Here is a 15279-nt window from a genome sequence, read left to right as displayed (position 1 = left end):
GGGCCCTCAGTCCCGCATTGGTGCGGCGTCCGCCGGCACGGCGGTGCTCACCCGGGTCGCCCGCCGGGCGGTACGGGCGCTGCTCAGCACCACAATGGCCACCCCGACCAGCAGCAGTGACAGGCCGGGCAGGGTCACCGGATCGGGCAGCTGCCCCAGCCAGGCCCAGCCGATCAGGGCCGCGCCGGGCGCCTCCAGCAGGATCAGCACGCTGACCGTGGTGGCGGAGACCCTCCGCAGGGCGTAGCTGAACATCGAGTGCCCCAGCAGTTGGGCGCCGGCCACCAGGGCCAGCACGGCCACCCAGGTCCCGGTGTCGAAGCCGCCCAGCGGCACCCCGGCCACCAGGCAGACCACCAGCAGGATCAGGGCACACACCCCGTAGCAGATGGTGGTGTAGGTGGCCGTGCTGACGGTGACCCGGGCCCGCTCGCCCAGGGCCGTGTAGATCGCCGCGAACAGCCCCCCGGCCACCGCCAGCAGATCGCCGGTGAAGGCTTCGGCGGAGACCGTGAAATCGGCGCCGGTGGCCAGTACGGCACCGACGACGGCCACCCCGATACCGGCCCACACCCCGGCTGGGAGGCGACGGCCCTGGGCCCGGGCGATCAGCCCCTGCCAGACCGGCTGGGTGGCCACCAGGGCGGTCGCCGCCGCCACCGAGGTGAGCTTCGCGCTCGGCATCCAGGTGGCGAAGTGCGCCGCCAGCGCCACCCCGGACAGCACACAGAACATGCCCTCGCGCCGCCCGGCTCCGGCTACCAACGACCGGAACTCGGCCCGCCGCCGGATCACCGCGAAGGGACTGAGCACCCCTACCGCGATCATGTTGCGCCAGAACGCGACCGCCAGGGCGGGTGCGGCGGCGAAGGCGATCAGCGGGGCGGACGAGGACACCGCGACGACGGCCAGGGCCAGAGCGCCGGTGGTGAGCAGGTCACGGGGTGGACGATGCGGTTCGAGGGGCACGAGGGGTAATCCTCACACGCCGACTTTCGGGCACGATCTGTCAGCGTTCGGTTACGATCACGCGCGTCCCGTCGGGACCCCTCCCTCGCGCCGGAGGCGCCTTTTGATGCCCAGGTTTCAGGCGGTGCTGTTCGACTTCTTCGGCACCCTGACCCGTCCGGTTCAGCGGGGCAGCGGCCACCAGGCCACCGCCGATCTGCTCGGCTGCCCGCCGGAGGACTTCGTCGAGGTGCTCGACCGCAGCTTCTACGAGCGCGCCTGCGGTCGCTTCGGCACCGCCGAGGCCACCCTGCGGTGGGTCTGCGAACAGGCCGGGGTACGCCCTTCGGAGGAGGCCCTGCGGGCGGCGGTGGCCTGCCGGCAGCGGGCGATCCGGGCCGACACCCGGTTACGGGTGGACGCCGTGCCGACCCTGCGGGCCCTGCGGGACCGGGGGATGCGGACCGGGGTGATCAGCGACTGCACCCACGAACTGCCGCTGTTCCTGCCGGAACTGGCCGTAGCGCCCCTGCTGGACGTGCGGATCTTCTCCATCCAGGTGGGACGCTGCAAGCCGGACCCGGCGCTCTACCTGGCCGCCTGCGCCCGCCTGGGACTGCCGCCGAGGGACTGCCTCTATGTGGGTGACGGTGGCAGCCAGGAGTTGACCGGGGCCCAGCAGGCCGGGCTTACCGCCGTCCGGCTGGCTGCCCCCGATCTGGTCGACCATCTGGTGTTCGGGGTCGACAGCGGCTGGGTGGGCCCGGCCCTGCTCACCCTCGGTGAGGTGGTCGGACTGGTCGACAGCAGCCCGGTGACCGTGCCCCTCGCCGGTCAGTGACCGCGTACCCGGTGCAGCCGGAAGGGCTTGCGGACCTCCCGCACCGCCGGGGTGGGTCGGGGTGGCTCGGCCAGCGAGTCGGCCGGCAACCGCCCACCGTGCACCGCCTCTCCGGCCGGGGTCAGCCGCACCAGGGCGCAGTCCTCGGCCGCCCAGCGGGCCACCAGGTCGGCCGTGGGGCCGGGGGCGTTGAGCCGTTTGGCTCCCACCAGGGGAGCCAGGGTGTCCCACTCCTCGGTCCCGGGCAGCACCCGGGACACCTGGGCCGTCCAGGTGATGATCCGGCCGCCGTGGTCACCGCGGAGGGTCACCTGCGCCTGGTCGGCCTCGGCCAACCCCGGCGCGGACTGCTCTCCGGGACCACTGACCACGAACAGGGCACCCTGATGTGGCACGCACCACAAGGCCAGTGCGGGGCCCTCGGCCACCGCCACCCAGGCCACCGAGGCCTTCTTCGTGGCTTCCTCGACCAGCGGGGTGTTGTGCGTGTCGGTCACCACGGCATCCTCTCCCACCAGGCCCCTCCCGTGTCGGCCGGTCAGCCGACGAAGGGCGGGATCAGGATCTCTCCCCGGGCCACCGCCATCACCTGGCCGGCCACGGTGGCGCCCAGCACCGTACCCCCGGCTGCGGTGACCGTGCAGGCCAAGGAGGAGGGCCTGCCCATCTCCACCCCCTGCCGGACGGTGTACGACGAACGCCCCTCCCCCGGCAGCAGGCCGCTGGCCACCAACCACACCCCCAGCCCCAGGGCCGCCGAGCCGGTGGCCGGATCCTCCGGCACCCCCAGGCCGGGCACGAAGACCCGGGCGTACGCGGTTTGCGAGGCGGCCTCCCAGGAGAAGACGCTGACATGCTCGATTCCGTACCGTCGCGCCGCGGCCGAGTCGACCTGGGCCCGGGCCAGCGCGTCGGGGTGCACCGGCAGGAAGGGGAACTCCAGACCGCAGCCGGCCACCCGGGGCGCCGGGCCGACATGGTCGCCGGCGCTCAGACCGGCCGTCTCCAGCAGCGGCTCGGGATCCAGTTCCGGCCCGAGGGTGGGCATCCCGCCGGTGAGGGTCGCACCCCCCGGGGTCACCTCGATGGGCAGCACACCGGCCCCGCACTCCTGGGTGACCTGTCCGGGCGCGAACATCCCCCGGCGACTGGCGGTGACCGCCGCGCCCACGCTGGGATGGCCGGCGAACGGCAGTTCCTCCACCGGGGTGAAGATCCGGGCCCGGTAGGTGGCGCCGACCTGGGTGGCGGGCAGCACGAAGACGGTCTCCGACAGGTTGAACTCCCGGGCCAGCGCCTGCATCTGCTCGGTGGCCAGCCCTTCGGCGCCGAACACCACCGCGAGCGGGTTTCCCGCGTACGGCCGATCGGTGAACACGTCCACGATCTCGTAAGCCAAGGTCGACATGTTGATAAACCCTAGGCGCTTAGGCTGGTGCGCGTGAGCACGCCGACCCGGGTTTACCTCGCCCGCCTCTCCGGAGTCGCCGTCTTCGACCCCAACGGTGACCAGGTGGGTCGGGTCCGTGACGCGGTGGCGCGGTTGCGGTCCGGCCAGCGGTCACCTGAGGTGGTGGGACTGGTCGCCGAGATGCCGATGCGTCGGCGGATCTTCCTGTCCATCAACCGGATCACCTCGATCGACGCCGACGCGGTCGTGCTGGGCAGCGGGACGCTGAACCTGCGGCGCTTCGAGAAGCGCCCCAACGAGTTGCTGGTGCTGCAGGAACTGCTGGACCGCCGGGTGCAGGTCCAGCCCGACGGCCGGGCGGGGACGGTGGTCGACGTGGCGATGGAGTGCAGCCGCAGCGGCGAGTGGTCGCTGACCCGGGTGGCCGTACGGGAGCAGACCGGCCGGCTGACCCGCCGGGGCAACCTGCACCAGGTCGAGTGGGACAACGTACGCGGACTCAGTGGGGTCGCCGACGCCCGGGGCACGGCCAACCTGCTGGCCGTGCTGGAGGACATGCGCCCGGCCGACCTGGCCAACGCGTTGCAGGACCTGCCGGACAGTCGGCGCAACGAGGTCGCGGCGGCCCTGGACGACGAGCGGCTGGCCGATGTGCTCAGCGAACTGCCCGAGCACGACCAGGTAGAGATCCTGGCCGCCCTGGACCGTGAACGGGCGGCCGACATCCTGGAGGAGATGGACCCGGACGACGCCGCCGACCTGCTCGGTGAGCTGTCCCCACCGGAGCAGGACGTGCTGCTGGACCTGATGGAACCGGGCGAGGCCGACCCGGTCCGGCAGTTGCTGAAGTACACCCCGGGTACGGCCGGCAGCGTGATGACCTCCGAACCGGTCATCCTGCCGCCGGACGCCACGGTGGCGGAGGCCCTGGCCCGGATCCGGGAGCCGCAACTGTCCCCGGCGGTGGCCGCGCAGGTGTTCGTCACCCGGGCGCCGATGACCACCCCGACCGGCCGCTACCTGGGCATGGTGCATTTCCAGCGGCTGCTGCGTGAGCCCCCCGCCGACCTGCTCGGCGGGGTGGTGGTCAACGACATCGACCCGTTGCGCCCGACCACCCCGCTGCCGGAAATCACCCGCCGGATGGCCACCTACGATCTGGTGGCCATGCCGGTGATCGACCGGAACAACCGGCTGGTGGGGGCGGTCACCGTGGACGACGTGCTGGACCATTCCCTGCCCCGGGACTGGCGGGACCGGAGCGCGGCGATGAGCACCAACCACGACCCGGCGACGGAGGGCAGGGATGTCTGAACAGCGCCGAGCGGAGCGGCTGGACCTGCCCCGGGAGCCCCGCGGGCTGAAGCTGCCCCGAATCGACCAGGAGACCTTCGGCCGTTGGGCCGAGGGCATCGCCCGGGGCATGGGTACGGCGAACTTCATCGTCTACATGACCTTGGTCATCGGCGCCTGGTTCGCCTGGAACACCCTGGCCCCGGCGGACCTGCGCTTCGACCCGTACACCTTCACCTTCCTGACCCTGGTGCTGTCGATCCAGGCCTCCTACGCGGCCCCGCTGATCCTGCTGGCCCAGAACCGGCAGGCCGACCGCGACCGGGTGGCCTCGGACGAGGACCGCCGCCGGGCGACGATGCAGAAGGCCGACACGGAGTACCTGGCCCGGGAGATCGCGGCCCTGCGGATCGCGTTGGGTGAGGTGGCGACGCGGGACTTCCTCCGCTCGGAGCTGTCCCGGCTGGCCGAGGAGTTGGACGAGGCCGCCCAGCGCCGGCAGCGGCTGGAGCGCCGCCAGCGGGAGGGTGCCGCCGGCCGGGGCGGTGGTGAGGGTCTCGACGAGCCGCGCGACGAGCTGGACGGTGATCATCCGAGGGAGGGGCGGCGGAACTCCGACACCCCCCACCAGAGGGAAACCTGATCGAGTCGCTCACAACCGCCCCCGCTGACGCCGGTACGGGTCGGTCCCCGACGTAACATTGCCGCCATGTCAGCTCCCGTCAGCACCGTCAACGACGCTGTCCAGGCCGCCCTGGCCACCGTCAACGACCCGGAGATCCGCCGGCCGATCACCGAACTCGGCATGGTCCGCTCCGCCGAGGTCGGCGAGGACGGTGTGGTCCGGGTCGAGTTGCTGCTCACCGTGGCCGGCTGCCCGTTGAAGGACAAGCTGCGCTCGGACATCACCGCCGCGGTCAGCGCGGTGAACGGAATCACCGGGGTCGAGATCGAATTCGGGGTGATGAGCCCGGAGCAGCGCCAGGAACTCCAGGCCAAGCTGCGCGGTGGTGGCGCCACCGAGGAGCCCGTCATCCCCTTCGCCCAGCCGGGCTCCCGCACCCGGGTGTACGCGGTGGCCAGCGGCAAGGGCGGGGTGGGCAAGTCCAGCGTGACGGTGAACCTGGCCGCCGCGCTGGCCGCCCGGGGCCTGTCCGTCGGGGTGGTCGACGCGGACATCTACGGACACTCCGTGCCCCGGATGCTCGGCGCGGACGGCCGTCCCACCCGGGTCGAAGACATGATCATGCCGCCGCAGGCGCACGGGGTGAAGGTCATCTCGATCGGCATGTTCACCTCCGGCAACGCCGCCGTGGTCTGGCGCGGGCCGATGCTGCACCGGGCGTTGCAGCAGTTCCTCGCGGACGTCTACTGGGGCGACCTCGACGTGCTGCTGCTGGACCTGCCCCCGGGCACCGGCGACGTGGCCATCTCCCTGGCCCAGTTGCTGCCCAACGCGGAGATCCTGGTGGTCACCACCCCCCAGGCCGCCGCCGCCGAGGTGGCCGAGCGGGCCGGTGCCATCGCGCTCCAGACCCACCAGCGGGTGGTCGGGGTGATCGAGAACATGTCCTGGCTGGAACTGCCGGACGGCTCCCGGATGGAGGTCTTCGGGGCGGGCGGCGGCCAGACGGTGGCCGACTCGCTGACCCAGACCATCGGGGCCCAGGTGCCGCTGCTGGGCCAGGTGCCCCTGGACACCCGGGTACGGGAGGCCGGCGACGAGGGGAACCCGATCGTGCTGGCCGAGCCGGAGTCCCCGGCGGCCAAGGCCCTGAACCAGGTAGCCGACCGGCTGGCCCTGCGCCGCGAGTCCCTGCTCGGTAAGCCCCTGGGCCTCAAGCCCTCCGGTCGCTGACCCGCGATCCTGACCAACCACACACCGCCGGCCACCTCTGAGGTGACCGGCGGTGTGGCGTAGCGGGGGTGTTCGGGGGCCGAGCGCTCAGGTGACCTCGTCGTAGCCGGCGGAACGCGGTGCCGGGGCGGGAGCGGGAGCGACCGGGGCGGGGTCGGGGGTCCGGGGATCCGCTGCGGTGGCCACGTTCTTGATGTCCTTCTGCACCTTCGTGACATCCGTCCGCAGATCGTCGTACATGCCCTGGAGGGGCTTGCGGATCGCCTGCTCCTCCTCCTCGCTGAGCAGGTGCTTGCGGATGAACGCCTTCGGGTGCAGGTCCTCCAGTTGGATGTCGGTGCCGAGTTCCTTGCTCAGGTCGCTGGTCGCGTTGCGGGCCATGGTGCGCAGATTGCGCACCATCCGAAGCCCGTCGCCGATCACCGCCGGCAGCCGGTCACCGAAGATCAGCAGCGCCAGCAACAGCAGCGCGCCGACCTCCCACACGTTCAGGTTCTCGAACACCCCTGGGGCCTCCTCACCGGGCTACCCAGCAAGACTACGCACGTCAGCGGCCTGCCAGAAGGGGGGACGAGGTCACTTCGCATCGGCGGCCAAGGTCACCGAAGTGTTCTGTCGACTGGACCCCCGGCGATACTCGACAGTCACCACCGAACCGGGCGCGTACTTGCGGACCAGGGCGATCAAATCGGTCGGCTCGGTCATCGGCTTGCCGTTGAGTCGCAGGATCACGTCACCGGCCCGCAGCCCCGCACCGGCGGCCGGACCGGAGGGCTCCACCGCGGCCAGGCGTACCCCGGCCCCGCCGGTGTTCGACCCGGGTCCACCCACCTGGGCGCCGATCACCGTGCGGCGGGCCTTGCCGGTGCCGATGATCTCCTGGGTGATCCGCTTCGCCTGGTTGATGGGGATGGCGAAGGCCAACCCGATGTTGCCGGCCTCCTGCCCCTCGGACACCAGGGACTTGATGGTGGAGTTGACCCCGATCACCCGCCCGGCCGCGTCCACCAGCGGGCCGCCGGAGTTGCCGTGGTTGACGGCCGCGTCGGTCTGGATGGCGGCGTAGTACCGGGTCGGCCCCCCGGGCTCACCGGCCTGCATCGTCCGGTCCAGGGCGCTGACGATGCCCGCGGTCACCGTGTTGGCCAGGGACAGCGGCGAACCGATGGCCAGCACCGGGTCGCCGACCGCCAGCGCGTCGGAGTCACCGAACTCCACCGGACGCAGCCCGCTGCGAGTGACTTTGATCACCGCGATGTCGGATTCCTCGTCCTGCCCCACCACGGTCGCCGGGGCGGTACTGCCGTCGTTGAAGATCACCGAGGCCTTGCCGGTGCCACCGGCGACCACATGGTCGTTGGTGATCACATGCCCGTCGGCGCTGACAATGAACCCGGAACCCTCGCTGGTGCCACCGATCCCCGCCATCCGGACGGTCACCACGCTGGGCAGGACCCGCTCGGCCACCCCGGCCAGGGATTCCGGCGGACGCTGGGCCAGGGTCGGCACCGATCCCGCCGCCGCGCCGAGGACCGGCCCGGCCGCACCCCCGCGTACCGCGAAGGCGTAACCGAGGGCACCGCCCAGGGTGCCGGCCAGCAACGCCGTGATCAGGGAAATCAGCAGCATCTGGCGGAGTTTCGGAGACCCGGGGGCGTCCGGGTCGGTGACCGGTTCCGGCTCGGTTCCCGGGACCGGAGCGGCCGGAACCACCACTGCGGTCGGAGCGTACGGATCCCGCCACGGGTCAGCCAGCGCGTCGGACCACCACGGCGAGGCGACCGGCCCACCGCCGTACGGCGATGTCGTCGGTGAACCTCCCGGCGGGTGTCCAGGCCCCGGCTGTCCCGCCGGTACGCCGCTTGCCCCGGGCTGGCGCCAGTCCCAGCCGTCGGTCACTCGGTGCCTCCCAGTCCGTCCCCGGTATCCACGATCCGCGATGAACGCCGTCGGACGGGCGGTCGACGGGATACCGCTTCCAGGATTGCACGGATGTGCCGCGTGGGGTCAGCGGTTGTCGCCTCGGGTGGGTGCCCGGCTGCGCCCGTGGCGGGTCACCTCTAGAGTCACAGTGCCCGGCCACCCCTTCCCGCTCGCCGCCCGGAGGTGTCCCATCGCCACGGTCGCTGGTTCCGGCAGTTCGGTGAACCCGGCGTTGCACTTCGCCGAGTCGTACGTGCCGGAGGACCTAGTGCTGCGGACCGCGCGCAGCCTGGCCAACGAGGTAGGCCTCGACGCGGTCACCCCCGGGGCGGGTGCCGCCCTGCGCCTGCTGGCCGCCGCCGGCAACGCCCGCGCGGTGGTCGAGATCGGCACCGGCACCGGGGTCAGCGGGGTGTGGCTGTTGCGGGGCATGCAGGCCAACGGGGTGCTCACCACCATCGACCTGGAGGTGGAGCACCAGCGCATCGCCCGGCGCATCTTCACCGAGGCGGGCTTCGTCGCCGGCCGGACCCGGATCATCACCGGCCGGGCCCGGGAGGTCCTGCCCCGGCTCGCGGACGGCGCGTACGACCTGGTCTTCTTCGACGCGGACGCCACCGGCTTCTCGGCCTGTGTGGACGCCGCCCTGCGGCTGCTGCGGCCCGGCGGGGTGCTGGTGCTCAACGGTGCCCTGGCCGGCGGCCGGATCGGTGATCCGGCCGCCCGCGACGCGGAGACCGTGACGGTGCGGGAGACCATCAAGGCCCTCCGCGAGTCGGAGCACTGGATTCCGACCCTGTTGCCGGTCGGGCACGGCCTGCTGGCCGCGGTCCGCTGCTGAGCCCGGCCTCAGGGGCCGGGCACCGCCGCGTTCAGGACAGGGTGGCCAGCCACCGCAGCAGGCCGCGTACTCCCCAGCCGGTAGCACCCCGGGTCAGTTCCGCGTCGTCCCGCTCGCACCAGGAGGGGGCCGACATGTCGATGTGCAGCCACTTCTCCCGCAGGTCGCCGGTGAACTCGCGCAGGTAGAGGGCGGCCAGCACGGAACCGGCGCCCTGGGTGGGTGCGCTGTGCAGGTCGGCCAGTTCGCTGCCGAGGTGCTCGACGTAGTCGGCCGGCAGCGGCATCCGCCAGGCGGCCTCACCGGCTGCGGCCACGGCGGCCAGCATGTCCTCGGCCAGTTGGTCGTTGTCGCTGTACAGGGCACCGGTACGCATGCCCAGGGCTACGGCGTTCGCCCCGGTCAGGGTGGCCAGGTCGATCAGCAGGTCGGGCTTGAGCTCGGCGACGGCGTACGCCATCGCGTCGGCGAGCACCAGCCGCCCCTCGGCGTCGGAGTTCGTCGTCTCGCTGGTCAACCCGCCGTAGTGCCGGACGATGTCGCCGGGTCGGAAGGCGGCACCGCTGACCATGTTCTCGGCCAACGGGGCCAGGGTGGTTATCCGTACGGGCAGCCGCAGGGCCGCCGCACCCAGGGTCGCCGCCACCACGGCCGCCGCTCCGGCCATGTCCTTACGCATCAGCTTCATGGCCGGCACCGGCTTGATCGAGATGCCGCCGGTGTCGAAGGTGATGCCCTTGCCGACCAGGACCACATGGGTGTCGGCCTCGGCCGGCTGCCAGGACAGCTCGACCAGTCGGGGGCCGCTGGCCGAGCCCCCACCCACGGCGAGGATCCCGCCGAAGCCCTCGGCGGCCAGTTCCTCGGGCTCGCGTACCCGCAGCCGCAGTCCGGGTCGATCGGCGGCGGCCTCGGCCACCTGGCCGGCGAACCACTGCGGGTTCTTCATCGACGAGGGGGCGTTGGTGAGGTCCCTGGCCAGCCGGGTCATCTCGGCCGTGGTGCGGGCCACCTCCACCGCCTGCTGGTAGGCCTCCGGCTCGGCGACCGCCAGATCCACCCCGGTCAGCGCGGGTGGCTCGGGGTCGGCACCCAGCCGGTACCGGTAGGAGGCCAGGAGCAGCCCCTCGACCAGGCCACGGACCGCCTCCGGGGTAGCCTCGGTCGGCAGCATTACTGTGAGATAGGTCTCATTCTTGCCGGCGCGGGCCAGGGCCGCTCCCGCGGAGCGCCACCCCGCCTCATCGCCCTCCCCGATGCCGACCAGCAGCAGGCGGGCCGGAGTCGAGCCAGGTCGCAGCTGTCGGTGGGCCTCACCGGCCCGTCCGGTCAGCCCGATCATCGAAGCCAGCGCGGTGGCCTCGTCGGCCACCCCGTGGGGTAACGCCACCGCGGTCGGGACCGGTTGGGCCGAGGCGGTGTCGGTGGCACCGGAACGAAGGGGCAGCGCTACGGCGTCGAGCTGGTCCGGCTCGGCGATCAGACGAATGGCGAGCACGCGGAGCCGTACCTCCTGAAGACGATGTGGGTGGAATCGCCCACATAATGGGATGAAGGCCCTGAACCATCGGGCGAGCCGATGGCTCAGGGCCTGGGCACGACTACCGCAGCCGCGCCCAAGACGAACCGTCCGCAGCGGCGATCGTCGCCGATCACACCCGCCGGCTCAGCCGGCAGCCGCCTTCAGCGCGTCACCGAGCGCCGTCGCCTCGTCGGGAGTCATCTCGACGACGAGCCGGCCACCGCCCTCCAGCGGGACCCGCATGACGATGCCCCGGCCCTCCTTGGTGACTTCCAGCGGACCGTCGCCCGTCCGCGGCTTCATCGCCGCCATGTTGTCTCCCCTCAGACCTACATCAGGGTCGGTGGGTTGCCCCACAGCCACTTCGCCACGACCACCCGCAACTTGCACGGGGGGCCGACTAACGATTTTCCCTGATGAACACCGCCGGACCCAAACCGAAGCAGCATTGATGTAACAGCATCTAGCTTATCCCGAGATGGCCTGTCACAATGTGCGGTCATGCAGGCACGGTCGGCACTATTCGACCTGTACGGCGACCACCTCCGGCCCCGGGGTGGCCGGGCACCGGTTGCTGCCCTGGTCAAACTCCTGGCGCCGCTCGGGATCGCCCCACCGGCCGTACGGACCGCGGTGTCCCGCATGGTGCGACAAGGCTGGCTCGAACCGGTCAAAATGCTGTCCGGTCCCGGATATTCGATCACACCGAAGGCGGCACGCCGACTCGACGAGGCCGCCTCCCGGATCTACCGCACCGGCCGGGTCACCTGGGACGGCCGGTTCGATCTTCTGGTGCTCGACGCCCCCTCCGCCCGGCGGGACCGCCAGCGCCTGGCCGCCAACCTGCGCTACCTCGGCTACGGCACCCTGGACGAGCAGATCTGGGTGGCCACCCGGCCCGGCGAGGATGTCGACCTGCTGCTGGACGAGGCGGGGGTGAGCTTCGAGCGGTTCAGCGCCGCGCACGCCGCCGGCACCCCCGGGGCGATGGGCCTGGTGCGCCGGGCCTGGGACCTGGCCGAGATCGGCCGGGCCTACGAGCAGTTCGTCGCCGAGCAGCGCACCCTGCTGACCGGGATCACCGCCCGCAGCGGCGACGAGGAGGCGTACGCGGCCAGATTCCGGTTGGTGCACGCGTGGCGTACCTTCCTCTTCCGGGACCCGCAGCTGCCCCCGGCGCTGCTGCCCGAACGTTGGCCCGGCACCGCCGCGGCCAGCTTCTTCGACCGCCACGCGGCCCGGCTCCGGCCGGCTGCGGACCGGTACGTCGAGCAGTGCCTCGACAGTGGTAACCGGATGATCCGACAGAAGGAACGCCAGCCGTGACCGAAGCGCTGCTCGTCGACCGCACCGACGCCGTCGTCACCCTCACCCTGAACCGCCCGTCCGCGATGAACTCGCTGAACGTGGAGCTCAAGGAGGCGCTGCGGGACACCCTGGCCGAGCTGGAGGCCGACCGGAGCTGCCGGGCGGTGGTGCTGGCCGGGGCCGGCAAATCCTTCTGCGCGGGGCAGGATCTGCGCGAACACGTGGCCACCCTGGAATCGGGCAGCACCAACTCCCTGGACACCGTCCAGGTGCACTACAACCCGATCGCCGCCCGGCTGTCCAGCCTGCCCAAGCCGGTGGTGGCCGCCGTCCGGGGAATGGCCGCCGGAGCCGGGGCCTCCCTGGCCTTCCTGGCCGACATCCGGATCGGAGGGCCCTCGACCAGCTTCCTGATGGCCTTCGCCAAGGTGGGGCTGGCCGCCGACACCGGCGCCTCGTGGACCCTGCCCCGGCTGGTCGGCCACGCCAAGGCCGTGGAGCTGCTGATGCTCGCCGAGCCGGTACGCGCCGAGGAGGCCTGCCGACTCGGCCTGCTCAACCGAATCGTGGAGGACGACGAGGGGGTGCTGTCGGCCGCCCAGGAACTCGCCGCCCGACTCGCCGCCGGCCCCACCGTGGCCTACGGCGCGATCAAGCGTCAGCTCTCCGTCGCCGACGCCGGCACCCTGGCCGACGCTCTGGCGGCCGAGGCCCAGGCCCAGGCGATCTGCGGCGGCACCGCCGACCACCGGGCAGCCACCATGGCCTTCGTCAACAAGCAACCGGCCGTCTTCGAGGGCCGCTGAGGCTTAGTCGTCCTCTTCCGGGTCCTGGTTGGCCTCGGCGCCGAGCACGAAGGCCTGCATGGCCAGCTCGTCACCGTAGGGGGAGACGAAGGCAGGCAGCTCCTGGGGGCCGAGTTCCTGCACGTACGCCCAGAACAGCCGGACCGCCTCGGCCCGGGAGTCGGCCTCGATCGGCAGGTCCAGGCTGACCAGCCAGGACTGCCGCTGCGGTGGCGGGCCCAGCCTGTCGACCAGATCCTGGAAGGCTCCGGGGTCCAGGGCGGTCACCGGGCCGTCGAGGGCCAGGGTGTCGGCCGGCACCGGTTCGTCGAAGGCCCGTCGGGTGTACGTCACCACCAGGGTCTGTGGCCCCGGGTCGGACTGGGGGTCGTCCGGATCCTCCGTGGGCCGGAGGGTCGGGGTGGCCACCCGGCCCACCGCCACCAGTCGCAGCGGCTCGTCGGCCAGCACCGCGACCTGGTCACCGGGGCTCGGCAGGGCGGCGACCTCGGCCAGCCCGGTCAGCTCCAGCGTGTCATGGTGCACTAGCCGCTCGGCGTCGTACCGGCCGGCGGGCAGCAGCACGGCCCAGGTGCCCGTACCGTCCGTCGGGTTCGCCCCGGCCACCCGGGGTGCGGTGTCGGTCGTCATGCCGCTATCCCATCACGCTCGAACCGGCCGGCACGACGTGACAGCCCGCGAGGTGATCGTCGACCATCCCGGTGGCCTGCATCAGGGCGTACGCCGTGGTCGGGCCGACGAACCGGAAACCCCGCCGCTTGAGGGCCTTGGCCATCGCGGTGGAGGCCTCCGTCAGGGCCGGCACCTCGGCGAGGCTGGCGGGCCGGGGGCGGGGCGGGGGCGCGAAGGACCAGAGCAACTCGGACAGGCCCTCGGGCAACTCCAGGGCGGCCCGGGCGTTCGCGATCGCCGCCTCGATCTTGGCGCGGTTACGGACGATCCCGGCGTCGGCCAGCAGCCGGTCCACCTCGGCCTCGCCGTACTCCGCGACCGCGCCGATCCGGAAGTCGTCGAAGGCCCGCCGGAAGGCCGGCCGCTTGCGCAGGATGGTCAGCCAGGACAGCCCGGACTGGAAGGCCTCCAGGGTCATCCGCTCGTAGAGGGCGTCGTCGCCGCGTACCGAGCGACCCCACTCCTCGTCGTGGTAGACGGCGTAGTCGGCAGTGCCCGCGCCCCAGGCACAGCGGGATAATCCATCGGCCCCGATCATCAGGTCAGTCACCCCACCAGGCTAGGTCCGCCCACCGACAGACCGCCGCCCCGGTCGGCTCCGTGGTGGTCGGCTCCCGCCCTGCCGGGCGTGATCACGGCAGGCGACCCTGCTCGATCTGCCGGGCCAGCCGCCGCAGTGCCTTGCTCAGACCGAACTTGGAGCCCGGCCAGAGCACCGGCCAGGCCACCCGGCCGGCCGGACCGCCCGGCAGGTGGAACCACTCGTGCCAGACCACCTGGCTGCGTCCGCCGGCCAACTGGGTGCAGCGCAGCACCCCCGGGCCGCGCAGCAGGGTGCCGCAGTGCACCACCCCGATCTCGTACGGGGCGTCCACCCGGACCACCCGCATCCGGTCCCGCAGCACGGCCGGGCCCAGGGTGGTGACCGCCTCCACCAGGCTGCCCTCGCCACCGTCGCCCTCGACCACCCGCACGGTGGTGAAGGGAATCCACTCGGACTGCCGTTCCCAGGCCAGCAGGGCCGCGAAGACCCGCTCGGCCGGGGCGTTGACGATGACGCTGGCGGTCACCTCACCGGCGCCCCGCTGGGCCGCCTCCCGAAGCTCGTCCGGCGCACCGGGGTCGGTCATGGCGACTCCGCGCGCACCGCGGACGCCCGCGGTTCCTCCTGCGCCAACTCGTCGTCCGTCTTCCCGGCCGAGTCGGCCGCCTTTGCTGAATCGGTCGCCTGCGCCGGGTCGGTCGCCTTGGCCGGGTCGGTTGCTTTCGCAGCCGGGTCGGTAGACCCGGCGTCCAGCTCGCCCAGGTCGATCTCGCCCGCCTCGGCGGTGTCGCCTTCCTTGGCCGCCTCGGTGTCCGGGGCCGGGCCACGGGCCAGGCTGGCGGACTGCTCCCGGGCGGTACGCAGGGCGTCGGCCTCGGCCGTCCGTCCCTCCCGCAGCGCGGTCACCTCGGCCTCCAGCACCCCGATCAGCTCGGTCTTGTACCCGATGTCGTAGGCCGCCCGGCGCATCGCCTGGTCGACCTGGGCCATCCGGTACCCGCGCAGGGTGGTGTCGAAGCGCACCTCGCCGACGTCGGACTCGCGCAGTGGTCGGTCGCCCGGCAAGGGCACCCCCCGCCCGTCCGCCTCGGCGGGCACCAGGCCGGGATCCCGGCCGGTCGCCACGAGCGTCACGCCGAACACCACCGCCGCGACGGTGACCGCCACGACCAGCAGGAGCAGAAGCTGATCCATGCACTGATCGTGGCATGTTCCGCGGTGCGGAGCGACCCCCCTCGGCGCGCCGGACCGCAGCGGCCCCGCGACCTGCGACCGGATAGCGTCACGGTGTCCGGCAAACGGCCAGCCGGGC

18 protein-coding genes are annotated in these 15279 nt (G+C 72.4%); 7 read left to right on the top strand and 11 right to left on the bottom strand.

Going from position 1 to position 15279, the window contains the following annotated elements:
* Window positions 1-6: 6 nt before the first annotated feature.
* The gene (locus ABZ795_RS18160) at window positions 7-969 is read right to left on the bottom strand and encodes a DMT family transporter (protein WP_357531191.1); all 963 of its coding nucleotides are present in this window, start codon (window positions 967-969) and stop codon (window positions 7-9) included.
* A gap of 106 nt (window positions 970-1075) precedes the next feature.
* Here ABZ795_RS18160 and ABZ795_RS18155 point away from each other — a divergent pair, with 106 nt between their 5' ends.
* Window positions 1076-1789, top strand: coding sequence for an HAD-IA family hydrolase (locus tag ABZ795_RS18155; RefSeq protein ID WP_357531190.1), 714 nt, complete (start codon window positions 1076-1078; stop codon window positions 1787-1789).
* Here ABZ795_RS18155 and ABZ795_RS18150 read toward each other — a convergent pair.
* On the bottom strand, window positions 1783-2304 hold the full coding sequence (locus tag ABZ795_RS18150; protein ID WP_357531189.1) for a hypothetical protein: 522 nt from the start codon (window positions 2302-2304) through the stop codon (window positions 1783-1785). The two genes, ABZ795_RS18155 and ABZ795_RS18150, sit on opposite strands and share 7 nt — an antisense overlap.
* A gap of 23 nt (window positions 2305-2327) precedes the next feature.
* Entirely contained in the window at window positions 2328-3197 is an 870-nt protein-coding gene (locus tag ABZ795_RS18145) for a PhzF family phenazine biosynthesis protein (RefSeq protein WP_357531188.1), read from the bottom strand.
* A gap of 33 nt (window positions 3198-3230) precedes the next feature.
* Here ABZ795_RS18145 and ABZ795_RS18140 point away from each other — a divergent pair, with 33 nt between their 5' ends.
* The 3 genes from ABZ795_RS18140 to ABZ795_RS18130 all read left to right on the top strand — a co-directional run bounded on the left by ABZ795_RS18140 (window position 3231) and on the right by ABZ795_RS18130 (window position 6351).
* Complete coding sequence (locus ABZ795_RS18140) at window positions 3231-4514, top strand: CBS domain-containing protein (RefSeq protein ID WP_357531187.1); 1284 nt, start codon at window positions 3231-3233, stop codon at window positions 4512-4514.
* Window positions 4507-5136 (top strand): DUF1003 domain-containing protein, encoded by a 630-nt coding sequence (locus tag ABZ795_RS18135; protein WP_327022880.1) that lies wholly within the window; start codon window positions 4507-4509, stop codon window positions 5134-5136. The genes ABZ795_RS18140 and ABZ795_RS18135 overlap by 8 nt, the downstream gene beginning before the upstream one ends.
* Window positions 5137-5202: 66 nt before the next feature.
* Entirely contained in the window at window positions 5203-6351 is a 1149-nt protein-coding gene (locus tag ABZ795_RS18130) for a P-loop NTPase (RefSeq protein ID WP_357531186.1), read from the top strand.
* 87 nt (window positions 6352-6438) lie between these two features.
* On the opposite strand, the gene ABZ795_RS18125 is transcribed toward ABZ795_RS18130, so the two are convergent.
* Window positions 6439-6855: a preprotein translocase subunit TatB gene (locus tag ABZ795_RS18125; RefSeq protein WP_357531185.1), complete on the bottom strand. Its 417-nt coding sequence runs from the start codon at window positions 6853-6855 to the stop codon at window positions 6439-6441.
* 72 nt (window positions 6856-6927) lie between these two features.
* Window positions 6928-8250 (bottom strand): trypsin-like peptidase domain-containing protein, encoded by a 1323-nt coding sequence (locus tag ABZ795_RS18120; protein ID WP_357531184.1) that lies wholly within the window; start codon window positions 8248-8250, stop codon window positions 6928-6930.
* Between the two features lie 277 nt (window positions 8251-8527).
* On the opposite strand from ABZ795_RS18120, the gene ABZ795_RS18115 reads away from it, so the two are divergent.
* On the top strand, window positions 8528-9115 hold the full coding sequence (locus ABZ795_RS18115; protein WP_327027283.1) for an O-methyltransferase: 588 nt from the start codon (window positions 8528-8530) through the stop codon (window positions 9113-9115).
* 31 nt (window positions 9116-9146) lie between these two features.
* Here the strand turns inward: ABZ795_RS18115 and ABZ795_RS18110 are convergent, their stop codons facing one another.
* Window positions 9147-10613 (bottom strand): leucyl aminopeptidase family protein, encoded by a 1467-nt coding sequence (locus ABZ795_RS18110; RefSeq protein ID WP_357531183.1) that lies wholly within the window; start codon window positions 10611-10613, stop codon window positions 9147-9149.
* 168 nt (window positions 10614-10781) lie between these two features.
* Window positions 10782-10949, bottom strand: coding sequence for a DUF3117 domain-containing protein (locus ABZ795_RS18105; protein WP_013283866.1), 168 nt, complete (start codon window positions 10947-10949; stop codon window positions 10782-10784).
* 189 nt (window positions 10950-11138) lie between these two features.
* Here ABZ795_RS18105 and ABZ795_RS18100 point away from each other — a divergent pair, with 189 nt between their 5' ends.
* Both ABZ795_RS18100 and ABZ795_RS18095 read left to right on the top strand, forming a co-directional pair.
* The gene (locus tag ABZ795_RS18100; protein WP_327022885.1) at window positions 11139-11963 is read left to right on the top strand and encodes a PaaX family transcriptional regulator C-terminal domain-containing protein; all 825 of its coding nucleotides are present in this window, start codon (window positions 11139-11141) and stop codon (window positions 11961-11963) included.
* Window positions 11960-12751: an enoyl-CoA hydratase-related protein gene (locus ABZ795_RS18095; RefSeq protein WP_327022886.1), complete on the top strand. Its 792-nt coding sequence runs from the start codon at window positions 11960-11962 to the stop codon at window positions 12749-12751. The genes ABZ795_RS18100 and ABZ795_RS18095 overlap by 4 nt, the downstream gene beginning before the upstream one ends.
* A gap of 3 nt (window positions 12752-12754) precedes the next feature.
* On the opposite strand, the gene ABZ795_RS18090 is transcribed toward ABZ795_RS18095, so the two are convergent.
* From ABZ795_RS18090 to ABZ795_RS18075, 4 genes are all read right to left on the bottom strand, one after another.
* Complete coding sequence (locus ABZ795_RS18090) at window positions 12755-13381, bottom strand: hypothetical protein (RefSeq protein WP_327022887.1); 627 nt, start codon at window positions 13379-13381, stop codon at window positions 12755-12757.
* A 4-nt stretch (window positions 13382-13385) separates the two neighbouring features.
* A complete protein-coding gene (locus ABZ795_RS18085; protein WP_357531182.1) occupies window positions 13386-13973 on the bottom strand; it encodes a DNA-3-methyladenine glycosylase I in 588 nt (195 codons plus the stop codon).
* Window positions 13974-14055: 82 nt separating this feature from the next.
* Window positions 14056-14553 (bottom strand): SRPBCC family protein, encoded by a 498-nt coding sequence (locus ABZ795_RS18080; protein ID WP_357531181.1) that lies wholly within the window; start codon window positions 14551-14553, stop codon window positions 14056-14058.
* The gene (locus tag ABZ795_RS18075; RefSeq protein WP_357531180.1) at window positions 14550-15161 is read right to left on the bottom strand and encodes a DivIVA domain-containing protein; all 612 of its coding nucleotides are present in this window, start codon (window positions 15159-15161) and stop codon (window positions 14550-14552) included. Before ABZ795_RS18075 ends, ABZ795_RS18080 begins: the two co-directional genes overlap by 4 nt.
* Between the last annotated feature and the right edge of the window lie 118 nt (window positions 15162-15279).

Source organism: Micromonospora sp. NPDC047134 (genome assembly GCF_040643455.1).
GTDB lineage: Bacteria > Actinomycetota > Actinomycetes > Mycobacteriales > Micromonosporaceae > Micromonospora.
Note: the sequence above shows the minus strand (reverse complement) of the source record. Positions and strands in the feature narration are given on the sequence as shown.

Coding starts and splice junctions, on each gene's coding strand:
- ABZ795_RS18155 (WP_357531190.1), top strand. CDS start 1,076: ATGCCCAGGTTTCAGGCGGTGCTGTTCGACTTCTTCGGCACCCTGACC.
- ABZ795_RS18145 (WP_357531188.1), bottom strand. CDS start 3,197: ATGTCGACCTTGGCTTACGAGATCGTGGACGTGTTCACCGATCGGCCG.
- ABZ795_RS18135 (WP_327022880.1), top strand. CDS start 4,507: ATGTCTGAACAGCGCCGAGCGGAGCGGCTGGACCTGCCCCGGGAGCCC.
- ABZ795_RS18130 (WP_357531186.1), top strand. CDS start 5,203: ATGTCAGCTCCCGTCAGCACCGTCAACGACGCTGTCCAGGCCGCCCTG.
- ABZ795_RS18105 (WP_013283866.1), bottom strand. CDS start 10,949: ATGGCGGCGATGAAGCCGCGGACGGGCGACGGTCCGCTGGAAGTCACC.
- ABZ795_RS18100 (WP_327022885.1), top strand. CDS start 11,139: ATGCAGGCACGGTCGGCACTATTCGACCTGTACGGCGACCACCTCCGG.
- ABZ795_RS18090 (WP_327022887.1), bottom strand. CDS start 13,381: ATGACGACCGACACCGCACCCCGGGTGGCCGGGGCGAACCCGACGGAC.
- ABZ795_RS18080 (WP_357531181.1), bottom strand. CDS start 14,553: ATGACCGACCCCGGTGCGCCGGACGAGCTTCGGGAGGCGGCCCAGCGG.
- ABZ795_RS18075 (WP_357531180.1), bottom strand. CDS start 15,161: ATGGATCAGCTTCTGCTCCTGCTGGTCGTGGCGGTCACCGTCGCGGCG.